16 protein-coding genes are annotated in these 15,642 nt (G+C 60.9%); 5 read left to right on the top strand and 11 right to left on the bottom strand.

Annotation, left to right across the window (positions count from 1 at the left end):
• Window positions 1-49: 49 nt before the first annotated feature.
• From LQ788_RS07995 to LQ788_RS07970, 6 genes are all read right to left on the bottom strand, one after another.
• Window positions 50-1,555, bottom strand: coding sequence for an acetyl-CoA hydrolase/transferase family protein (locus LQ788_RS07995; protein ID WP_231446529.1), 1,506 nt, complete (start codon window positions 1,553-1,555; stop codon window positions 50-52).
• Window positions 1,556-1,565: 10 nt separating this feature from the next.
• Window positions 1,566-2,330, bottom strand: a complete 765-nt coding sequence (locus tag LQ788_RS07990; RefSeq protein ID WP_231446527.1) for a GntR family transcriptional regulator — start codon at window positions 2,328-2,330, stop codon at window positions 1,566-1,568.
• Window positions 2,331-2,439: 109 nt separating this feature from the next.
• The gene (locus tag LQ788_RS07985) at window positions 2,440-3,855 is read right to left on the bottom strand and encodes an aldehyde dehydrogenase family protein (protein WP_231446525.1); all 1,416 of its coding nucleotides are present in this window, start codon (window positions 3,853-3,855) and stop codon (window positions 2,440-2,442) included.
• 125 nt (window positions 3,856-3,980) lie between these two features.
• On the bottom strand, window positions 3,981-5,069 hold the full coding sequence (locus LQ788_RS07980; protein ID WP_231446524.1) for a zinc-binding dehydrogenase: 1,089 nt from the start codon (window positions 5,067-5,069) through the stop codon (window positions 3,981-3,983).
• Window position 5,070: 1 nt separating this feature from the next.
• Entirely contained in the window at window positions 5,071-5,307 is a 237-nt protein-coding gene (locus LQ788_RS07975) for a hypothetical protein (RefSeq protein WP_231446522.1), read from the bottom strand.
• 230 nt (window positions 5,308-5,537) lie between these two features.
• Window positions 5,538-6,344 (bottom strand): N-acyl homoserine lactonase family protein, encoded by an 807-nt coding sequence (locus LQ788_RS07970; RefSeq protein WP_231446520.1) that lies wholly within the window; start codon window positions 6,342-6,344, stop codon window positions 5,538-5,540.
• 338 nt (window positions 6,345-6,682) lie between these two features.
• Here LQ788_RS07970 and LQ788_RS07965 point away from each other — a divergent pair, with 338 nt between their 5' ends.
• Window positions 6,683-7,789 (top strand): alcohol dehydrogenase catalytic domain-containing protein, encoded by a 1,107-nt coding sequence (locus tag LQ788_RS07965; protein WP_231446518.1) that lies wholly within the window; start codon window positions 6,683-6,685, stop codon window positions 7,787-7,789.
• 59 nt (window positions 7,790-7,848) lie between these two features.
• On the opposite strand, the gene LQ788_RS07960 is transcribed toward LQ788_RS07965, so the two are convergent.
• Window positions 7,849-9,210: an amidohydrolase gene (locus LQ788_RS07960; protein WP_231446516.1), complete on the bottom strand. Its 1,362-nt coding sequence runs from the start codon at window positions 9,208-9,210 to the stop codon at window positions 7,849-7,851.
• A 23-nt stretch (window positions 9,211-9,233) separates the two neighbouring features.
• Window positions 9,234-9,707: a hypothetical protein gene (locus tag LQ788_RS07955; protein ID WP_231446514.1), complete on the bottom strand. Its 474-nt coding sequence runs from the start codon at window positions 9,705-9,707 to the stop codon at window positions 9,234-9,236.
• Window positions 9,708-9,904: 197 nt separating this feature from the next.
• On the opposite strand from LQ788_RS07955, the gene LQ788_RS07950 reads away from it, so the two are divergent.
• Together LQ788_RS07950 and LQ788_RS07945 are read left to right on the top strand one after the other, a co-directional pair.
• The gene (locus LQ788_RS07950) at window positions 9,905-10,606 is read left to right on the top strand and encodes an RNA polymerase sigma factor (protein ID WP_231446512.1); all 702 of its coding nucleotides are present in this window, start codon (window positions 9,905-9,907) and stop codon (window positions 10,604-10,606) included.
• Window positions 10,603-10,824, top strand: coding sequence for a hypothetical protein (locus LQ788_RS07945; RefSeq protein ID WP_096160876.1), 222 nt, complete (start codon window positions 10,603-10,605; stop codon window positions 10,822-10,824). Before LQ788_RS07950 ends, LQ788_RS07945 begins: the two co-directional genes overlap by 4 nt.
• 28 nt (window positions 10,825-10,852) lie before the next feature.
• Here the strand turns inward: LQ788_RS07945 and LQ788_RS07940 are convergent, their stop codons facing one another.
• A complete protein-coding gene (locus LQ788_RS07940; protein WP_231446510.1) occupies window positions 10,853-12,112 on the bottom strand; it encodes a phospholipase D-like domain-containing protein in 1,260 nt (419 codons plus the stop codon).
• An 82-nt stretch (window positions 12,113-12,194) separates the two neighbouring features.
• Window positions 12,195-12,656 (bottom strand): nuclear transport factor 2 family protein, encoded by a 462-nt coding sequence (locus tag LQ788_RS07935; protein ID WP_231446508.1) that lies wholly within the window; start codon window positions 12,654-12,656, stop codon window positions 12,195-12,197.
• Window positions 12,657-12,861: 205 nt separating this feature from the next.
• Here LQ788_RS07935 and LQ788_RS07930 point away from each other — a divergent pair, with 205 nt between their 5' ends.
• Window positions 12,862-13,776, top strand: a complete 915-nt coding sequence (locus LQ788_RS07930) for an Ltp family lipoprotein (protein WP_231446506.1) — start codon at window positions 12,862-12,864, stop codon at window positions 13,774-13,776.
• Window positions 13,777-13,869: 93 nt separating this feature from the next.
• Here LQ788_RS07930 and LQ788_RS07925 read toward each other — a convergent pair whose 3' ends face one another.
• Window positions 13,870-14,013, bottom strand: coding sequence for a GPGG-motif small membrane protein (locus tag LQ788_RS07925; protein ID WP_164743327.1), 144 nt, complete (start codon window positions 14,011-14,013; stop codon window positions 13,870-13,872).
• Between the two features lie 86 nt (window positions 14,014-14,099).
• Here LQ788_RS07925 and LQ788_RS07920 point away from each other — a divergent pair, with 86 nt between their 5' ends.
• Complete coding sequence (locus tag LQ788_RS07920; protein ID WP_231446504.1) at window positions 14,100-15,590, top strand: hypothetical protein; 1,491 nt, start codon at window positions 14,100-14,102, stop codon at window positions 15,588-15,590.
• Window positions 15,591-15,642 lie beyond the last annotated feature (52 nt).

Here is a 15,642-nt window from a genome sequence, read left to right as displayed (position 1 = left end):
ATCGACGAATAGTTCGGCACCCTGAATCGGGCAACCGCACAGGCAGACGTCACATACTCCCGTTGGCCTGGAAATTCCCATGCCAAGACAGAGCCTCGCCCAGCAGATGCGGGGTGTGCCGTCCGTTCGGATTCTCTGCGATCGCCCGATCCAGATAATCGCCGAGGCGGTCCCTGTAGTCCGGGTGCGCACAGTTGGCGATGATCTTGCGGGCTCGGGCCACCGGGGAAAGTCCGCGCAGATCGGCCAGTCCCTGCTCGGTGACGAGGATCTGAGTGTCGTGTTCGGTGTGGTCGATGTGGCTGGCGAAGGGCACGATCGACGAGATCGCACCATCCTTGGCCACCGAGTTCGACACGAAGAAGTTGAGGTAGGCGTTGCGGGCGAAGTCGCCGGATCCGCCGATGCCGTTGATGATCGACGAGCCCATGACGTGGGTGGAGTTCACATTGCCGTAGATATCGGCCTCGACCATTCCGTTGATCGCAATGACGCCGAGGCGGCGGATGGCCTCCGGATGGTTCGACATCTCCTGCGTGCGCAGGAGGATGCGCCCCTTGTAGGACTCGATGTTCTCGTTGAAGTCCGCGGCCCGCTCGGCCGAGAGTGAGAAGGCTGTCGCCGAGACGGAGGCGAGTTTCCCGTTGTCGATAAGGTCGAGCATCCCGTCCTGGATGACCTCCGTGTAGGCGGTCAGGCCTTCGAATTCGCTGTCGGCCAGGTTGCCCATCACGGCGTTGGCGACATTGCCGACGCCCGACTGCAGCGGCAGCAGTTCGGGTGGCAGTCTGTCGGCTGTGATCTCGTGGCGCAGGAAGTCCACGAGGTGGGCGGCAATCGCCTTCGAATCCTCGTCGGCTGCTTTGAACGGCAGGTTCCGGTCAGGGGCGTTCGTCTCAACGACGGCAACGACCTTGGATGGATCCACGCGCAGGTAGGGGTCGCCGATGCGCTGCATCGGTTCCAGCAGTTGGATGGGCAGACGCTCGGGTGGGCGGCGGGTGCCGTAGTAGACGTCGTGGAAGCCTTCGTAGGAGCGCGGGTGCCAGTCGTTGACCTCGAGAATGACCTTGTCGGCCAGGTCGAGCCAGGTCTTCGAGTTGCCCACCGAGCTGCCGGGAACCAGCAGACCGTTGGGCAGGATCGCTGCGACTTCGACGACGGCGACGTCGAGGTTGCCGTAGAAGCCGAACCAGGCCTGCTGGGCCGAATGGCTGAGGTGTGTGTCGACGTATTCGGTGTCGCCGGCGTTGATCGATTTTCGCATTGCCGGGTCCGACTGGAATGGCAGTCGCTTGCTCACGGCTCCCGCCTCGGCGAGCACTCCGTCGAGTTCTGGTGCGGTCGAGGCACCGGTCCACAGTTCGATGCCGAAATCGCGACCTTCGTCGTGTTCGCGACGAGCCTGCTCGGCAATCGCCCCGGGCACAGATTTCGGGTACCCCGAACCGGTGAACCCGCTCATGGCGACGCGGTCGCCGTGACCGATGTGAACAGCCGCTTTGTCCGCGGTGACGACTTTCGAACTCAGGTCAGGGCACGTAATTCTCGACATTCACATGAGTTTATCGGATGGTGTTTTCGTCACCGCCGCCGCCCGCGCTCGACGTTGGGTCTTCGGCGTCGTCCTCGGAATTCTGCTGCGAATCACGCACCTTCTCCGAGAAGTGCATTGCGAGAGCTCGTCCAGCGTTCAACACGTTGTTTTCCGCAGCTGTTCTGGCTGCGTCAACGTCGGAATCATGTAACGCTGCAATCAGATTCTTTTGGCTGTTCGCGGTGATCTCAGGCCACCTGCTGATCAGTCCGTATCGTCTCTGCGGCATGTACTTCAGGTAGAACGACGTCAGCCATTTCAGTCGTGGCGAATTCGCCGCGCGATTGATCAGCTGGTGAAACCCCATGTTGACCTCATTGAGCCTGTTCAATTGATCGCGCTCGATGAGGGCAAGAGTGTCATGATTGATCGCTCGCAGCTCCCTCATGTCGTCCGCTGTAATGTTCGGCACCGCTCGCGCCGCCAACTCTCCGGCGACGAACGAATGCGCCAAGAAGATGTCTTCAATGTCTTGCCCGGTCAGAGGGTGGACCCGGAATCCGCTCCCGGCTGACCGATCGATGAGGCCTTCGGCATGAAGCAGATGCAGTGCTTCGCGGACCGGGGTCGCTGAGACCTTGAAGAACTCCGCGACTTCATCAATGCGCAGATGTTCACGCGGGATCAGAATGCCGGAGACGATGAGTTCTCGGATCTCGGCGGCAACGTAGTTTGATCGCGAGCCGTAGGCCAGAGTCCCAAGTTTGTCATCGTCATTGAAAATAAGCGGCATTCTGATCCCTGTAAACCGGTACGGACAGTGAGTCGGCGTTGACTGATGGAAAATGAGCGACGGACGAACTCTATTTTCTAAGAGTGTCCTGCCGCTGTGCCACGTCAGTCTACAGCTTCATGATCACGGTCTTCGTGGCTGTGTACCCGTCAAGCGCCTCATAGCCCTTCTCTCGTCCGTGCCCGGATTTCTTGAACCCGCCGAAGGGATATTCCACTCCCCCGCCCGCTCCGAATGCATTGACGTAGACCTGTCCTGCTTCGACAGCCAATGCCATGCGGTGCGCTCGTGATACGTCGTTTGTCCAAACTGCGGCCATGAGCGCATAGTCGGTCCCATTGGCGATTCCGACAGCTTCGTCCTCACTGTCGAACTCCATGGTGACGAGCACCGGTCCGAAGACCTCTTCGTTGGCAATCTTTGACGATGGATCGACTCGAGCGATGATCGTCGGCGAGTAATACGCACCGACTGGTCGGTCCTGAGGGATACCCCCGCCGACGATCAACTCGCCCTCTGCCTCCTCAACGAAAGTCTTGACACGGTTCTGCTGCTTCGTCGACACCAGCGGTCCGAGGTCCATGTCGTCCATGCCGGATCCGATGCTCGTGGCCTCGAACTTCTTCGCCAACTTGGCATAGAGTTCCTCAGCGATCGACTTATGGACGATCAGGCGCGAACCGGCAGAGCACGTCTGCCCCGCGTTCTGAAGGATGCCTTTGGTGATGAAGCTGGCGACAGTGTCCAGGTCCGCATCCGGGAATACGATGTGGGGAGACTTTCCGCCCAGCTCGAGGGTGGCAGGTATGAGGTTCTCCGCGGCACTGGCTGCGATGATCTTGCCCACCGGGTTGGACCCGACGAATCCGATGTGGTCAAGGTCAGGGTGCTCTGCCAACGCTTGCCCCGCCTCGGTGCCGATACCGGGAACGATGTTGATCACACCGGGCGGGAAACCTGCCTCTGATGCTAATTCGGCCAATCGGACGGCTGTCCGAGGCGTTTCATCTGCGGGCTTGAGCACGATGGTATTGCCGGTCACGACGGCTGGTGCGACTGCGCGCCCGAACAGCTGCATGGGATAGTTCCACGCCACAATGCTGCCGCAGACTCCCAGAGGTTGGCGCCTGCTGAAGGCGTGGAAGCCCTCGTCAACGGGAAGGTAGTCACCGTAATAGGCTTCGATCGTTCGACCGTAGAACTTGAAGTAACGAGCGGTGACTACGGCATCGGTCCGCGACTGGGTCAGTGGCTTTCCGGTGTCTTCCGTCTCCAGCTTCGCCAGCTCATCGGCATGGCTGAGGATCAGATCGGCGAATGCATGCATGAGGTCGGCGCGGTCTTCAGTCTTCGTCCGTGCCCACGATGGTTGCGCGCGACGAGCCGCTCCGACAGCAGAGTCAATCGTGTCCTTGCCGCTTCTGACAACTGTGCCGATGCATTCTCCGGTTGCCGGATCGATGTTGTCGTAGGTTCCCGCTGGTGTCGCGGAGGTTCCATCGATGAATGCTGTGGTGAGGTTCATTTCTACACTTTCTGTGTGAGTGCCGCCGGCCCCGGGAACGGTTACCGTCTTCGGGGCCGGCGGGATTGATTCGCGGCTGCGGAAGTCGATCAGCAGCAAAAACGCGCTTCAGTTGTGGAGGTCGCTCAGATGACTATTCCGGCACGCGTTACCTGTTTGGCTTCAGCCGCCGCTACTGCTTCGTTCACCTGGTCGAAGGTGAAGTCCTTATCGACCAACGACTCCCAGGGGAACTGAGGAGTCGATTCGATGAATTTGACTGCTCGGCCCAGCACTTCGACTGGGTACCGTATCGCCGCACGAATCTGCACGCCCGTGCGAGTGAACAGCCCCGGGTCGAACTGGGTGTACTTATTCGGTGAGATGTTGCCGATCTCGACGACGATTCCACCGCTTCTGGCGATCCGCGCAGATTCGGAGAAGGCATCGGGAACGCCTGTGAGGTCGATGACGACGTCGGCTCCCCCACCGGTTGCCTCACGCACGAGATCGACTCGCCCGTTGCCGTCGTCGGCGACGCTGAGATCGATGGTGTGGTGGGCACCGAACTCCTTCGCCTTGGCAAGCCGTCCCGGCACCATTTCGGCGACGAACACCTCTGCACCCTTGCTCGACGCGACTGCTGATGCGCACACGCCCAGGCCACCAGCGCCAAGAATGACGACTTTGTCCCCATACGACACTTCGCCCAGAAGGCAGCCGTAGTAGACCTGCGACAGTGCGCAGTTGGCCGAGGAGACCGCTTTGCTGCTCACCGAATCCGGTACTTTGTACACCGCCTGGTGGGAACCGATCGAATAGTGGGTCGCGAATGTCCCGTAGAAGTGCTGGGCATCATCTGCCTGCGTCGACCACCCGGTGTAGGCGTTGCGACAGATGTTGGGGTGCCCGTTGTTGCATTCGGGACAGCGATGACACGCCTGGAAATACGTTGCCACAACTCGGTCGCCGGCCGTCAACGGCTCTCCGGCCCAGTCGCTCGTGACGCTGGGAGAGAGCTTATCTATCTGTCCCACTCCTTCGTGCCCCATTGCGCAGCCTTCCCTGACCAGTGGATGGCTGCCGTGTCGAATGTGGACGTCAGATCCGCAGACATTGGCGCGGATCATCTTGAGGACCATTCCGCCTTCGACCGGCTCAGGCACCTCGTATTCTCGAAATTCCAGATTGTCGATCGTTTGGAGAACTGTCAGTTTTCCCCTGGTGGATTCCATATCACTGGCCTTTCGCTGAGGAGGAGGCAACCGCCGAGGCGGGAGCTGGGGAGCGAACGGAAGACGACGATTCACCGGCAACCGACTTCGCGGCCTGAGTTGCGTCTTTCACGGCAGCGCCGATGTCGTCGCCTGCTCGAAGCGGGCGACCGTTGAAGATGCCCTCATGAGCCAGGATCGGACGACGGTCACCACCGAGCTCGGGGTACTTCTCCTCCAGCTTCTCTCTCTTCTCCATCTTGTTTCGCCAATGAGAAACTGCTTCCGGATGACCACCGGCAATTCCTGTCCAGCTCCTGGGCATATCGTCCCGGCTGGAGCCAGCGGATGCGGAGTTTCCGATTCTCACCCGTGAGGGTACTCGCTGGCTCCGACCGCCACAGGCGCCGCAGTCCGGATTCTCAGATGCCATGGACTCAACCACAGCTTCAAACCGATGACCTTCCCTGCATTTGAAGTCATAGATGATCATGAGTAGTACCCGTTCGGCGCGAACTTCATTGACTTGGCCTGCTCCTCATCATGTCCGAAGATCATCTCGGCACCGGTCTCCTGCTGGATCTTGCGCAGCTTCTCCACGGAATCGAGCCAGGCAAGGTTGTTCCAGACGATGGCGGCGCCGATCGCAGGTGGACCGTACGAGTCTTCCAGGTACACGGCATCGGAGGTGAAGATCTTGGGTCCATCATTGGGCAGGTCGACTTTGAGCGACATGGTGCCCCACGTGTGTCCGGGGGTTTGGATCACGCTGACCCCGGGGACGATCTCGTCATCACCCTTGATTCCGGCCATGTCGAGGCCTTTGAAGTCGTCGGGGATGTGAGCGCCCTTGTTGTAGCCGGTGATTGATGCGACCCCGTCGAGCTCGGCCTGACTGGTCATGATCTTCGTCTTGCCGTTGTCGAATATCTTCGCATTGGCCGCATGGTCGAAGTGCAGGTGCGACAGCACCAGAATGTCGATGTCGTCCGGTGTCAGTTCCAACTGCTTCAGGCTCGAGTCCAGATACCCGGTATCGCCCTCTGGGTCGTCGAGAACGGGGAAGAACTGATCGAATGTGGTCGGCTCCCATCGCGTCTGCCAATCACGGGGAACTCCTGTGTCCCAGAGAATCCTCCCTTCGGGATGGTCGATGAGAATCGCGTGAGTCGGGACCTTGCCCCATGCCCTCGGAGCATCTTTCTCCGCTCTGGGTTTGATGACTCTTCCGGGTGCCAGGAGGAGCCAAGTCAGATCGGCCTCCATGGTTCCGCTCTCCAGTACATGAACTTTCATTTCCGATGTCATTCGAATCTCCTTCGATCCACGGACGGGCGTTCTTGTTCTTGCAACCTGTCGAACTGTGATGAACTGCAGGTGATTTCAAATATATTTCACTTTCCATGATTGTCAATACCGAAACTGCCTGCACAATCTATTGCGCTTCTACCCAGTGTTTATCTATCCTTAGATCGTGACCGTCGAAGTTTAGTGAAATATTTTCTGAGTTCAGTTCACGCTGAGGACAGTGTCTCGCAAGTGTGCGAAGCATCGGTTGCGAGTCGTCGACGGAAGACGGTCGACATGAAAAAGTGGAAACAGGCAAGACTGCTGACATGGACGAAGGAGTCAACATGAAGATTCAGGGAGCGGTGCTCAACCAGATGGGCGCTGAACGACCATATGCTCGGACAAAGCCGCTGGAGATACGCGATATCGAGCTTGATGATCCGGGTCCGGACGAAGTCCTCATCAAGATCACTGCGGCTGGCCTCTGCCATTCCGATCTGTCGGTTGTCGACGGAAACCGGCCTCGCCCCACGCCGATGCTGCTCGGACATGAATCCGCCGGAGTCGTCGAAAAGCTCGGAGAGAACGTCACCGACATTGAGGTCGGCCAACATGTGAGCACGGTCTTCCTTCCTCGCTGCGGAGAATGTGACAACTGTCTGACCGACGGAAAACTGCCGTGCATTCCCGGGACTGCGGTGAATAACTCGGGTCACTTGGTCGGTGAACATCTGCGTCTGCATGATGACAGCGGCGCCATCTTCCACCACGTCGGAGTCTCAGGCTTCGCCACGTACGCAGTCCTCAATCGCACATCGGTCGTACCGGTGGGCAATGATGTGCCACCTGAGATTGCCGCCGTCCTCGGCTGTGCAGTTCTCACAGGCGGCGGGGCCGTTCTCAACGCGGGCCAGCCGAGAGATGGTGAGGCCATCATGGTCGTCGGACTCGGAGGAGTCGGAATGGCTGCTCTGATCACGGCTCTGTCATTGAAGAAGGGCAAAGTCATCGGAGTCGATGCCAACCCCGACAAGCTCAGCCGGGCGACAGAACTGGGCGCAGACGAGGTCTACTCGCCAGCCGATCTGGCAGAAAACGGTGTCAGAGCACCCGTCGTGATTGAAGCAGCAGGACACCCGAAGGCATTCGAGACCGCGTTCGCGGCAACTGCGGCCGGTGGACGAACCGTCACTGTCGGGCTCCCGTCACCGGACGCCAGGTCCAGCCTTCCTCCCCTCACTTTCACGGCCGAAGCTCGCACCGTCGTCGGCTCATATCTCGGTTCTGCTGTTCCATCGCGGGACATTCCGGTCTACGAAAAACTGTGGAGAGAGGGCACTCTGCCAGTTGACGAACTCATCTCAGGAAAGATCGAGCTCTCAGAGATCAATACGGCTCTGGACAGACTCGCGGATGGAGAGGCAGTGCGTCAGATCATCATGTTCGACTGACAGGCTCGGCGTTTCCAGCGCTCTGGGTTCTCCTCGGTCTCTTGTCGTATCCACAATGATCAGTTCTGGGTACGGCAAGAGGCTGGATGCTGTCCTTCCAGGAACTCCCCCGCCCCCAGCGCAATCTTCGTCTCGGCCTCAACACCGACGGCGAGCATGTCCTCGTCGACGTCGAAGCGCTCGGTGTGGTGGCCCCACGAAGTGTCCATGCCGATCTGGACGTAGGTAGCCAGGCCGCCGCGTTCCTTGACTCGCTTCATCATCGCCGTCGCGTCTTCGGATCCGCCCAGTCCGCCGGTGTCGCTGATCTCGGCGACGCCGTCGACGCCTTCGAAGCAGGTACGGATATAGGGCAGCAGCTCCGGGCTCGGCGATTCTTGGTCGGCTTTACCGACGACTGTCACCTCGACGTCGACGTCGTACATCCGCGCGGCACCGGCGATGACGTCCCGCGCCCGGTCATCCATATACGAGTTGATTTCGCTCGATTCGCCTCGAGTCTCTACCCGCAGCGTCGCCGTCCTGGGCACCACGTTACGTCCCTCGCCAGCGTGGAAGGTGCCGACGTTGATCCGGCTGGCGCCCTCGGAGTGCCGGGGTATCGCATGCAGGTTCAATGTCGCCGAGGCGGCCGCGAGCAGCGCGTTCTTCCCCTTCTCCGGGTCTCCCCCGGCATGCGATCCGATGCCGGTGAAGGTGACGTCGAGCTTCGTGCTGGCGAGGTACCCATCGGACCCGGTGAGCACGTTGCCCTTGTCGTCATCGGACTTCAGATGCGTCGCTACGAACAGGTCCACGTCGTCGAACCAGCCGGCGGCCGCGATCGAATGAGCGCCGCGCACACCCTCCTCGGCGGGTTGGAAGATGATCTTCACGGTCCCGCTCAACTCAGCGTGAAGCTGGGTCAATCTCGTGGCCAGGCCCAATCCGATGGCGGCGTGGCCGTCGTGACCGCAGCCGTGCATGGCACCCTCGTTGACGGAGGCGAATCCCTCGGCGAAGGGGCGATGGGTGTCGTCGGCCAGTTCGACCAGGTCGTTCGAGTCGATGTCGAAGCGGAAGCACAGGACGGGACCCGGCCGGCCGGTCTCGAGCACGCCGAGGACCCCGGTGAACCCGTCGCCCATCGCCGTCACCAGCTCCGGATCCGCCCCCTGCGCTACCGCGCGATCGCGTTCACCTGCGAGCACCTCGGCGTCGGGAACACCGAGCCGGGCATCGGCGTCGTGGAGTTCGGGACCGAACACCGTGTCCCATCCCAGGTCACGTAGGACGGTGATGATCGCCGAGGTGGTCCGGAACTCCGTCCATCCCGGCTCGGCGAACCTGTGGAAGTCCCGTCGCCAGGCGGTGAGTTGGGTGGTCAGTTCCGGGCTCAGTGTCATCTCGCTGTCCTCAGGTTCGCTTGTGGTTACGGCCACTGCCGATCCTAGTCCGCCCGCGCTCAGGCTGCCTTCACCTTCTGGGGCCGGTCGAAGGCGAGTGCGGCTAGGGCCAGTGCTGCGACGAGCAGTCCGAAGTCACGCAGCGCGATGTCGAAGAACTGCCCCATGGAGAGCAGGTTGACGATGATCCCGGCCAGCCAGGCCACGACCAAGAGTGACCCGAATTTCGGGGCCACGGCGACGACGATGCCGGCGACGATCTCGATGATGCCCACGGCGAACATGGCCTGATGCGCGGTTCCCGGCAGGATCGCATCGATCCACGGTGCCAGGTAGCTGTCCCAGTTCGTGAGCAGGCCGAAGAATTTGTCGAGGCCGAACAGGATCGGGGCGACGGTGAAGACGGTGCGCAGCAGGAAGAAGGCACGATCAGTTCCGGCTCCGGACCCGAGGCCAGCTGCCCCGAAACGTCTCCCAGCACCTTCTCCGACTCCTGATCCGGTGCCTGCGGGGTTGGCGAGTTTGTGTGACATGAGCGTATCCCTTCACGAATGAGCGGAGGATGCCTGTTGGCCCCCTGTACTCAGTTGGTGTCCTCGGTTCATGCCCGTCTTACCCGAACGAGGGAAACTATTTCCCAGAAGATTCTTCGCCGATTGCGGTAAGACTTCCTCCCCCACCTGACACCAACGAACTATGACCCTTCTTTGCTTCGCCTGGTGGTGGCACAATGACGATAGTGAGTGATGTACCGATCTCTGTCCCTGACGCCGGATCCGATGCTGAACCTGACGCCGTCGCTGACTTTTCCCACGATGACAACTGGCACCTCCACCTCGGCGAGGTCGAAGGACCAGAGACATCGCAGCGGCTCGCGGCTCAGCGCAGACTTCACGAGCTGCTGGTCAAGGCCAGCCGGCTGCAGGTATGGCGCTTGCGGCACCAACTCGCTGGTGCGGGATCAGGCGACCTGGAGGATCTGGCTCAGCAGGCCGCCGACGATGCTCATCTGGCGGTGCTGCGCAGACTCGGCGAGTTCGAGGGGCGCAGCAGATTCAGCACCTGGGTGTTCAAATTCGGCATTTTGCAGGCAGGAGTTGCCGTCCGTCGTCAGGCGTGGCGCCACCGCGAGGTGACACTTTCGGAGACTCTGCCGCTTGTCGATGCCGATCATGGACCAGCCAGCCGCGCCGAGGGCAGCGATCTGAGACGGGCAGTGCACGACGCATTGACCACAGCTCTGACGCCGCGACAGCGCCAGATCATGATCGCCTTGCTCGTCGACGATGTGCCCATCGATGTCCTGGCCCAAAGGCTGGGCACCACTCGCAATGCGCTGTATAAGAATGTCCACGATGCCAGAAGACGACTGCGCGAGGCGCTCATCGTCTCCGGTCACCTCGAGGCACTCCCCGACAGGAGGACGTCATGACCGACCCGCACCAGCCGCTGAGCCCAGATGTGATCGCCCGGCTGCTCACGGACACGGACCCGTACCTGTCATGTGACGAGTGCTTCGCGCGCATCGACGAATTCGTCGAGCAGAGACTGGCCGACCCGAGCTACCGCGATGTGCCCATGGATGTGCATCTGGCAGGGTGCGCCGTGTGCGCTGAGGAAGCAGAGACGCTGACCGAACTCCTGTCCTGAGCCAGGCCCGCAAACCTAGCTCAGCCCCTCACAGGAACGGGCGCATGGGCCGCAGCGCGACCTCGATGACCTGGGTCAGTGGGTGACGGTCGAGCCAGTCACGGCCGAGGACCTTGGAATGCTCGGCGTCCTTGAGGAACACCTTCTCCATCTCGGAGGCGAACTGGTCGTCGATGATCTCAACGTTGGTCTCGTAATTGAAGGTCAGTGAGAGCCGGTCGATGTTCGCCGTGCCCACCGTCGACCAGATCCCATCGACTGTCGCGATCTTCGCGTGGATCATCGACGCGGTGTAGAGGAGAACGGTGACCTTGGAGCGCACCATCTGTTCGAAGAATCCCCGTGACAGGGAGTCGCCGAGGATGTGGTTGGACTCCTGGGGAACCATGACCCTGACATCGACTCCGCGTTCAGCGGCCTCGATCAGTGAGCGCAGCAGCTGCTGGTCCGGGATGAAGTACGGGGTCGTGAGCCAGATGCGCTCCTGTGCCCGTTCGAAGGCGTTGATGTACATCGAGCGGATCGGATAGATCAGCTGGACCGGCTGGTTCGCCGAGACACGCAGTTTGGACTCCCAGGCCGTCGGCGCGACCCAGGGAATCTGCTTGTCGGTGTCATCATGATATTGGTTCCACACCTCAGCGATGGCCTGGCGCAGCCCCCAGGTGCCGGGCCCAGCAGCCTTGAGGTGAGTGTCTCGCCAGTGCCGAGCGTAGAGCGAACCGATGTTGAAACCACCGACGTAGGCGATCTTGTTGTCGATGACGAGGATCTTCGAGTGGTTGAGGCCGGAGAAGCGCATCGGCCCCTTCCAGAACTTCCTCGCCACAGTGGGCAGTCGCAGCACCTTGATGCGCATGGACAACTGCTCGTAGAAGGAACGAGGAATGGAGAGGTTGGCGAAGCCGTCGTAGATGAGGTGGACGGTGACACCGCGTCTGGCTGCGGCGTTGAACGCGTCGACGAACTTCTGACCCATCTCGTCGTTCTTCCAGATGAACGTCTCCATCTGAATTGATTCCGTGGCGGAAGCGATCTCCGCGAGCATGTCCTCGTACAGCGTCTCGCCGTCGGTGAAGATGCTCAGCTGGGAGTCCTCGACGTCCGCGTGGAAGGTGCCCGGACGCGGTGCCTCCCGCTGCTCACGATCCCGTTTCTGCAGCAGATCGATTGCCATCGATGCGCCGATGGTCAGCGGCACGGCACACGCCGCACCCGCAGCGGCCCATGGTGCGATGGCACGGAGACGACCAATGCCCTGACGAAGATTGCGCGAAGTGGATCCCATAGCGCTTCAGTCTAACGGTGCCGATTCTGGGCGGCGTTCACCTCTTACCCAAGAACTTCACCGCCGCCGAGGTTGCCCTCCGTCAGCGCAGATCGATGTCCTCTCCGTGTTCCTCGGCAGGGCGGGGGCCGAATACGCGGCGTTCAGCCTCGGTGATGGTGACATCGTTGATGCTCGCCTCTCGACGTGCCATGAGGCCATCCTCGGTGAACTCCCACAGCTCATTGCCGTAGCTGCGCCACCACTGCCCAGCGGCATCGTGGAATTCGTATTGGAAGCGCGCCGCGATGTGGTTGTCATTGTAGGACCACAGGCTCTTGCGCAGGGCGTAGTCGAGTTCACGCTCCCACTTCCGGGTCAGGAAATCGACGATCTCCTCTCGTCCGGAGAGGAACTCATCGCGATTGCGCCACACCGAATCCGGTGTGTAGGCAAGAGAGACCTTGTGCGGGTCGCGGGTATTCCAGGCGTCCTCGGCACCCTGGACCTTCTTCGCAGCAGTCGCTGCAGTGAACGGTGGGAAGGGTGGACGTGCCTCTGACATGACGGTTCCTCTCTGAGCCGATGACAACGGGAGTCACCAGCCACTGTAGCCCCGCATGAGCGTTGACAGAACAGTGTCGCACCGCCGAGGTTGCCCGGCGTTGCCTGCCTAGTGAGCAGACTCACTTCAAATTTGTAGTTTATTGTTCAACTACACGATAGACTATTTCTGTACTTGATTCAGACCGAAAACACTGGAAGTGATAATGACACAGCAGCAGATGCCCCCAACCACCTACGCGCACGCCTGGGTTCCACCTCAGCAGCAGGTCGGGCAGAAATCCTTCATTGCAACATGGCTTTTCTCTCTCTTCTTAGGCGGACTCGGAGTCGATCGTTTCTATCTGGGAAAGATCGGCACCGGAATTCTCAAACTCATCACATTGGGTGGTTTCGGCATCTGGGCGCTGGTCGACCTGATCCTCACCCTCAGCGGGGCGCAGAAGGACAAGCGGGGCCTGCAGCTCAACGGCTACCAGCAGCACAGGAAACTCGCCTGGATTGTCACCGGCGCTCTCTTCGCCCTGGGGATCATCATCGGCATACTGTCACCGAAGCCGACAGCGTCAACGCAGATCGCTGACCCAGCACCCAGCGCCGAGGCTGAACCCGCCGCCGTCGAAGAGCCTGCAGAAGAGGCCCTCGTCGACGAAGCTCCACAGGAGAATGCCGCAGCAGAGGAAGCCCCCGTCGCCGAGGAACCAGCAGAAGAACCCGCCGAGGAGCCCGCTGCGGTGCCAGCAGAAGACACTGCAGTTGAGGAATCCGTCGAAGAGGAGCCCGCCGCAGAAGAAGAGGCAGCAGAGGCAGACGTTCCGGCTGAGTACACCTCGGCCCTGACCTCGGCAGAGACGTACTCCGACATGATGCACATGAGCAAGCAGGGAATCTTCGATCAGCTGACCAGCGAGTACGGCGGCCAGTTCACCGAAGATGCCGCCCAGTACGCCGTCGACAATATCGACGCCGACTGGAACAACAACGCGCTCGAGTCAGCAAAGACATATCAGAATGAGATGGCGATGTCTCCGGCTGCCATCCACGACCAGCTGACAAGTGAATACGGCGGTCAGTTCACCACGGCTCAGGCCGACTACGCGATCGAGAACCTCAACGGCTGATCGCTGACAAGTTGTCGAGCACACATGCTCACAACGCACTGCGGCGCCCCACCCTTCGCAGGGTTGGGGCGCCGCAGTCTTAGTTTCAGCCTGCTAGCCGAATATGCTCACACCGCCTGGTCCAACGAGGCAGCCGACAACGATGAGGATGACTCCCCAGAGGATCTGTTTACGGAAGATTGCGAAGATGCCCGAGATGACGAGCAGTGCTGCAATGATCCACAGGATTGTTGCCATTGTCCTGACCTTTCCTTAGGTGTTGCATAGTGGGTGTTTCACCGATCGGGTAATGAGCCGATCGGAGTGAGGGGATATTTGTTTCAGTGCCGAGGAGTGTCCGGATCCTCGAAGGTCCGCTGTTCGGTGGCACGTGGATCGTAGCCGCGTTCGCTGAAACGAGGATCGTTGAGACGAGGATCGTTCTCAGCGGCACGCGGGTCGCCTTCGGGAGCCCGAGGAGTGCCACGATCATCCGCGACTGGGCGGTTGCTGCCCATTCGGTAATCGTCCTCGACCGGCCTGTTGCCGTCCGCTACGGGACGGCCATCGTCGACTGGTCGATCGCCGAGGCGCTCACCGGGTTCACGGCCTGCACCGTTGTCAGCGAAGCGCGGATCCTGTCCGGCTGGTGCCTGACGCTGGTCAGCGACCCGAGGGTCGTTGGCAACGGGAGGCTGCTGGCCCTGTGGTGGCTGGCCCTGCTGCGGCTGGCCCTGTGGTGGCTGACCCTGATCGGAGAATCGAGGATCGTTGGACACTGGTGGCTGATCGGCAACCGGTGGCTGCTGACTTGCTGGCGCCTGACGCTGATCAGCGACGCGAGGATCGTTGGCGACCGGAGGCTGCTGCCCCTGCGGTGCCTGACCCTGCGGTGCCTGACGCTCGTCGGCAACAGGACGACCGTCCCCAACTGGGCGACCATCGGCAACAGGACGACCGTCACCAACTGGGCGACCGTCATCGACGGGGCGCTGCTCGGCTGCACGGGGATCGTGTCCTGCGTGGCGCTGATCGCCGACGGGACGGCCGTCGTCGACTGGCCGTGGCTGTTCAGCGATCCGAGGATCGTGGCCCGCAGGCTGCTGACCGTGCGGAGCCTGACGCTCAGCAGCAACTGGACGACCATCGGCAACAGGACGACCATCGCCAACTGGGCGGCCGTCATCGACGGGACGCTGCTCGGCTGCACGCGGGTCGTGGCCTGCGTGACGCTCGTCCGCAACTGGTCGACCGTCGTGATGACGGTCATCGGCAACGGGCTGACCGTCATGGTGACGGTCGTGGTGGTCACCGTCGTGACCAGCCGCTGCTCCGGCGCCTGCACCTGCGGCAGCTCCCGCACCGGCAGCTCCGGCACCTGCGGCTGCACCGGGTGCGGCCTTGTGGTTGCCGTGAGTGTCCACGTCGGGATCAAGTTCATCGGCGCGCTGGAGCTGGCGTTCCTGCTCCAGACGCTTCTCCTGGGCGAGACGATCGCGTTCAGCGGCGTCAGCGTCCAGCTTCTCAGCCTCGGCGGCCTTGCGTTTGGCTTCAGCTGCCTGCACTTCGGCGTCGGCGTCAGCCTTCTTCGCCTCTGCCTTGCGATGCTCGGCGTCGGCTTCGCGGGCATGGACTTCATGCTCGGATTCGGCTGTCTCTTGACGGATCCGTGCTGCTTCCTTGCGCTGGTGTTCGCGCTTCTTAGCTGCGGCCTTACGACTGACCGCAATGATGATGCCGACGACAATCAAAATAACGACGATCGCTACGACTATCCAGATAATGGTAGTTGCATTCATGCGCTCTCTCCTTGCTGCCTATTCGGTTCTCATTGATCATTTGGATCCGATCAACAGGATGTTTTCATATTTGCACGGCAATACTCCC

This window comes from Brevibacterium zhoupengii (assembly GCF_021117425.1).
GTDB lineage: Bacteria > Actinomycetota > Actinomycetes > Actinomycetales > Brevibacteriaceae > Brevibacterium > Brevibacterium zhoupengii.
This window is presented reverse-complemented; position numbering and strand designations above follow the sequence as displayed.